The sequence below is a fragment of the Arthrobacter sp. SO5 genome, from assembly GCF_020532805.1.
Taxonomy (GTDB): Bacteria; Actinomycetota; Actinomycetes; order Actinomycetales; family Micrococcaceae; genus Arthrobacter.
The window spans coordinates 45244-50078 of the sequence record NZ_MQTQ01000074.1 but is presented as its reverse complement, the minus strand read 5'-3'; the positions used below and the strand labels follow the sequence as shown (position 1 = coordinate 50078).

At 68.9% G+C, this 4835-nt stretch carries 6 protein-coding genes; 4 read left to right on the top strand and 2 right to left on the bottom strand.

The window, feature by feature from the left end:
• Positions 1–600: alkaline phosphatase family protein (locus BJG92_RS13800; protein ID WP_232084564.1), on the top strand; the 600-nt coding region annotated here is incomplete at its 5' end.
• 12 nt (positions 601–612) lie between these two features.
• Here the strand turns inward: BJG92_RS13800 and sepH are convergent.
• The gene (gene sepH, locus BJG92_RS13795; protein WP_232084563.1) at positions 613–1965 is read right to left on the bottom strand and encodes a septation protein SepH; all 1353 of its coding nucleotides are present in this window, start codon (positions 1963–1965) and stop codon (positions 613–615) included.
• Positions 1966–2312: 347 nt separating this feature from the next.
• On the opposite strand from sepH, the gene BJG92_RS13790 reads away from it, so the two are divergent.
• Positions 2313–2612, top strand: coding sequence for a DUF4193 domain-containing protein (locus tag BJG92_RS13790; protein ID WP_232084562.1), 300 nt, complete (start codon positions 2313–2315; stop codon positions 2610–2612).
• Between the two features lie 24 nt (positions 2613–2636).
• On the opposite strand, the gene BJG92_RS13785 is transcribed toward BJG92_RS13790, so the two are convergent.
• A complete protein-coding gene (locus BJG92_RS13785; protein WP_232084561.1) occupies positions 2637–3122 on the bottom strand; it encodes a DUF3093 domain-containing protein in 486 nt (161 codons plus the stop codon).
• A 111-nt stretch (positions 3123–3233) separates the two neighbouring features.
• Between BJG92_RS13785 and dut the strand changes: the two genes are divergently transcribed.
• Together dut and BJG92_RS13775 are read left to right on the top strand one after the other, a co-directional pair.
• Positions 3234–3764, top strand: coding sequence for a dUTP diphosphatase (dut, locus tag BJG92_RS13780; protein ID WP_232084560.1), 531 nt, complete (start codon positions 3234–3236; stop codon positions 3762–3764).
• 183 nt (positions 3765–3947) lie between these two features.
• Positions 3948–4679 carry a DUF3710 domain-containing protein gene (locus tag BJG92_RS13775; RefSeq protein ID WP_232084559.1) on the top strand — a complete coding sequence of 244 codons (732 nt, stop codon included), beginning with the start codon at positions 3948–3950 and terminating at the stop codon, positions 4677–4679.
• Positions 4680–4835: the final 156 nt, after the last annotated feature.

Sequence of the window (4835 nt, the reverse complement as noted above, 5' to 3'; positions counted from 1 at the left end):
GGTTCACGTGCTTCCCTGATGTACTTCTACGTCAACGAACTGGATAAGGCCGGTCACCGCCACGGCTGCCAGTCACCGCAGTGGGAGGACCAGCTCGAGGAACTCGACGCCACAGTGAAACGGCTCAGCGCCACCTTGCCGGCGGGCACCACGGTGCTGCTCACGGCGGACCACGGCATGCTGGATGTGCCCGAATCCCAGCGGATCGACTACTCGGCGGATCCGGCGCTCGTAGCAGGGGTGCGGCACACGGCAGGGGAGCCGCGAATGGTCCACCTCTACCTCGACGAGGGGCTCGGCGACGCCGGCCGCGCTCGGCTGGTCGACGCGTGGCGGTCCCGTTTCGGCGACCGGATCTGGGCCTTCACCAGGGAAGAGGCGATCACGGCCGGCCTCTTCGGTGCGGTACGGGCCGACGTCGCCCCGCGCATCGGCGATGTCATGATTGCCGCCCGCGACGCGCTGGCCCTCTACGACACCCGGCGTGTGCGCCCTACCGCCCTGGGGGTGGTGGGCCAGCACGGTTCCCTGACGAAGGCCGAACGCGAAGTCCCGCTGCTGTGTTTCCAGGCCGACGGAAAAAAGGCCCCACGGGGCTGAGGGCCGCCCCGGCTAGTCCCCGCGGGCTCCGAAGACGATTTCATCCCAGCTCGGAACGCTGGAGCGCTTGGGCTTGGCCGGCTGCCGCTCGGGCTGCTCCGCTTCGCGGTCGGTGCGGGCAGCAGGCGTGTCACGGTGCTGGCGCCGGGACGTCCCGCCGCCGAGGAGCTCGTCCAGCCCGGGACTGGATGTCGGTCCCTGCTGTCCGGCCGGCCTCAGCTGGGACGCAACAATGGTGATCTCGCGGGTTTCGGTGCTGACGCCGTCGTGCAGTTTCAGCGCGTCGTCCTCCCCCTCCTCATGGCGAGCCAACGCGAGCCGGGACATGAGGGAGGGACGGCCGTCTCGGCGCCGCTCCCCGGGACCGGATTCCGGCCGGGCGCCCGGGTCCCCGGCGGGCGTTCCGGCCGGCTCACCGTCCTGGCCGGCAGGAAGGGCCTCGGCGGGCTCGCCGGCCGGTTCGGCCAGCACTTCGGCGGGCCGCGGGTGGGCGGCGGGCACACCATTGGTCATCAGCAGGGCAAGGGCATCGTCGGCGTCTTCGTCGACGCCGAGGCGCTGGCCGCGCCGGGAGCGGAGCATGTCCAGCAGCCCGTCGGACTCCTGGTCCTGCTGCTGCTGGAGCTGCTGAATAACCTGGAGCTGGGACGTCGCCGTCCGGGCGGCAGCCTGGGCATCCGTTTCAAAATCGAAGGGCCGGTCCGAGACCGCCGAGAGCCGGCGTGCCGGGACAGGGCCGTCCAGGGGTTCGAGTTCGCTCAGCTGCTGGGCCCAGCGGTTGGCGTTCTGCAACGACTTCCGGGAGGGGCTGAACGTCCACATGGCCGGCGGCTCTTCGCCAATGCCGGACGGTCCGTCGGGCTTCGCCTCGAAGCGGGCCACCACATTCCAGTTTCCGTCCGGGCGCCGCCAGGAGTCCCACTCCACGCTGGAAGCCTCGATGCCGTGCGCAGTCAGCCGGTGTGCCACCATCTCGGCCAGGGACGCCGGGTTGTCCCCGAACACCGAGCGGTACACGTCGTGGCCGGGGGCGGGGGAGGCGACCTCCACCTTGCGGGCCTGCTGGGCGACATGCTCGCGCTCGGCCAGTACCGGGCCCTCATAGCGTTCGACCTTGGCGAGGGGAATGCCGGAGAGTTCCGCCACTTCCCCCGCCGTCGCTCCGGCGCGGATCCGCGCCTGGATATCGCGCGGAGACATGGCAATGGGCGTGGCACGCGCGCTGGAAGCGGCCTTCGCCGACGTCCGGTTGGCGGCCACCCGAAGTGCCTCATCGACTGGCAGCTGGAACATCTCGCCGCCGGCACCGCTCAACAGGAGATGCTCCCCGTCGTCGTGGACGCCTACAAGCCGTAGATCCTGCATTACAATCCTCCACCCTGGCATTACTAACAATCGAAACTCTGCCACCCCTGGGCGCTAATTCCCGTGAGGACGGAGGGCGCGCCGTCATTTTCCGCCAAATCCCGCCATTTTTCGGCCGCCGCCACCCGGCCGCCGGGTCCCGCCCCGCCGGCCGGGGCCGTCACGGACCGCGGGACTCTGGCTTTCACTACCGGCGTAGGGGACAATGACCCGGGATCGGGCACAAAACCCGGGGGTCCGGCGTTGACACCGGTGAACCGGACCCGGTGGGTAGCGGGCTGCAAGCCCCGCTGGCCACACCGGGCACGGGGCCCAACCGAACGAATGCGGAGTGTGAGCAACAACCAATGGCGACAGACTACGATGCGCCGCGCAAGACCGAAGAGGACCTCAGCGAGGACTCCATCGAGGCCCTGAAATCACGGCGTTCGGACAAGCCGACGGCCGTGGTCGATGAAGATGAATCCGACCTTGCCGAAGGCTACGAACTCCCCGGGGCCGATTTGTCCGGGGAGGAACTGCTGGTCCGGGTGTTGCCGGCCCAGGCGGACGAGTTCACGTGTGCCTCCTGCTTCCTGGTCCGCCACCGTTCGCAGATCGCCCGCGAAAAGGACGGCCGCAAGTACTGCAGGGACTGCGAGGGCTAGGGCCGGCGGGCCGGTGAAACGGGGCTAGGGCCGCAGTGCCGCGGCCAGCTGGTCCGGGTGCCGGCTGGACGAAAGCCAGTAGGGAGTCCGGTCCGAAGGGTCGGTGATTTCGATCCGGACCACCGGGTCGATCCAGCCCCGGATGCACATGAAGGCCAGGCCGTTGAGCCGGGTGCCGCGCTCCGCCGTCGCTTCCTTCCGGCGGAACGCCGTCACCGTGCCGACGAACCGGCGGTCAATAGTGGCCCGCCCGACGCTCAGCGTCGAGGCGGTGACGGTGATGGACGGCGTCGAAAGAACCAGCAGCACGGAGATGATCAGGAAGAGCACGATGGCGGCGGTGAACCCGGCCCCAATGCTGATCGGGGCGAAGACCAGGATCCCGGCACCGGACAGGCCTGCCGCCACCAGCCAGATCCAGACGTTCGGCCAGAGCTTCTCGTGGTAAAGGACGGCGGCGTCGCTCGGGGAACTGTTGTGGGCAGGCACAGCTGCGCTGGATTCGGACATGTGCCCAGCTTTCCACTTTTCCCGGCCTATTTCATCTTGGCTGCCGGGCACTGCCCGCAGGCCCCGGCGCGGCTAGGCCGATCTTCCGTGCGGGCGTTAGAGTGTGGAACTGTGACTGAAGAAAACACCGCCGTGACCACCCTTCCGGGCCAGGAGGCCGAAACCGGCGCAGGCAACCACGGGGCGCCCACCCTGACGGTGCAGCTGAAGATGCTCGACGACGGGCTGGAACCGCCGTCGTACGCGCACCCCGGCGATGCCGGGGCGGACCTGCGCGCCCGCGAAGACGTCGTCCTGGCACCGGGGGAGCGGGGGCTGGTGCCGACGGGCGTGTCGATTGCCCTCCCGGACGGGTTCGTCGCCCTGATCCACCCGCGGTCCGGCCTCGCCACCAAGCACGGGCTGACGGTGGTGAATGCCCCCGGCACCGTTGATGCGGGCTACCGGGGGGAAATTGCCGTGACTCTGCTGAATACCGACCTGCATGAAGCGATCGAACTCAAGCGCGGCGATAGAATTGCACAAATGGTTATCCAGCGCGTGGAGTACGCCCGGTTTGTCCCGGTCGAGGAGTTGGACGGCTCAGTCCGCGGCGCAGGGGGCTTTGGCTCCACAGGCGGCTTCGGCGCCGCGCAGGCCTAGGACGCCTCAGGCCCGGGGCAGGGCCGGCTTTCCCGGCGGCTGGCAGGGAATTGATCCGGCCTGCTGCCGGGCAGCGATTTGAGTTTTAAGCGGCGGCTGATCCACGGAACGGCAGACGCCACGCGGACACGTGCCGCCGGCTGTGCCGCGGCGGCACAGGATGACAACTAAGGAGACAACCCCATGGTTTTTGGGCGTGGCAGGAAAGCCAAGCAGGAACAGCTGACGGAGCCCGGAGAGATCCCGGACACCGTAGCCGGTGCTTCCGTGGATGGTTCCGCCGGAACGGCCGTGAGTTCCGTCCGCGGCCCCGCGGGTCCCTTCGATGTCTCGGAAATCGAGGACCAGGACGGCTATGTGGATCTTGGCGCCCTTCTGATCGCGCCCTCCGAGGGTCTGCAGCTGCGGCTTGAGGTCGAGGAGGCCACGCAGCGCGTCGTCGCCGTCACCCTGGACCTGAACGGCTCCAGCCTCCAGCTGCAGGCGTTTGCCGCCCCCCGCTCAGAAGGCCTCTGGGATGAGATCCGCGAACAGATCGGCCAGTCGGTCGGGAGCCAGGGCGGCCAGATCGAGGAGATCCAGGGCGGCTTCGGCACGGAACTTTTGGCCAAGCTGCCGGCCGGAGGCTCGGACGGAAGCCACGGCTACCGGGTAGCACGCTTCATCGGGGTCGACGGCCCCCGCTGGTTCCTCCGCGGTGTACTGGGCGGCGAGGCCGCGGTTGACCGCGACGCCGCCGCAGGTCTTGAAGGGCTGTTCCGGCAGATTGTGGTGGTCCGGGGCGAGAACCCCATGCCGCCCCGTGACCTGCTGCAGCTCCGCCTGCCGAAGGACAACGTCACGCCTGCGCCGCAGTCGGCCGCCCCGGACCTTGAGCAGCCCGAACGCGGACCGGAGATTACCCAGATTGGTTGATGCCCCGCGCAAAAATCCGACCACCTCGGTCTCAGTGAGGGGGTTGCCGGACCGCGGCCGCGTCCTGTGCCACGGCTTCATCGAGGCAGTCACCTACGCCCCGGCCAGCCAGGTGGCAGCCTTTACCGCCATCGTCGTGGACCACAACCCTCCTCC